Origin of the sequence: Corallococcus llansteffanensis (genome assembly GCF_003612055.1) — a bacterium.
GTDB classification, from domain to species: domain Bacteria; phylum Myxococcota; class Myxococcia; order Myxococcales; family Myxococcaceae; genus Corallococcus; species Corallococcus llansteffanensis.
The window spans coordinates 1-483 of record NZ_RAWB01001168.1; the positions used below are offsets into that span (position 1 = coordinate 1).

The 483-nt window shown below is 38.5% G+C and carries 1 protein-coding gene; it reads left to right on the plus strand.

Annotation, left to right across the window (positions count from 1 at the left end; all coding sequences use genetic code 11):
- Positions 1 to 161 precede the first annotated feature (161 nt).
- Positions 162 to 483 (plus strand): hypothetical protein (locus tag D7V93_RS47585; RefSeq protein ID WP_279637004.1); only part of this gene is annotated, 322 nt, incomplete at its 3' end.

Genomic DNA, 483 nt, shown 5'->3' on the forward strand with positions numbered 1-483 from the left:
TGCTTGTACTTGTTGAGTTTGAGGCACTTTGGCTTGCTGAGTTTGAGTCTACTCCGCTTTGATTCATTGAGGCACTTAGTGACAATGATGTACTCGTTGAGTCAGACAAACTTGTACTCGTTGACGTACTTGTACTTCCTGATGTTGATTGAGACATACTTATGCTCATTGATGTTGAATCGGATTTACTTTCACTTGATGATGTTGAGTCGGATTCACTTTCACTTGTAGAACCACTTAATGATGTGGATGTACTAATGGAATCAGATTTACTTGTACTGATTGAATCACTTGTCGACATTGATGTACTTAATGAATCAGACTTACTATCACTTGTGGAATCACTTAATGATGTTGACAAACTTGTAGAGTCAGACAAACTTGTACTCGTTGACATACTCAGTGATGTTGAAACACTCTCGCTCTTAAACGTTGACGTTGATTCACTGATACTTGTCGATGTTGAAATGGACGTACTACCAC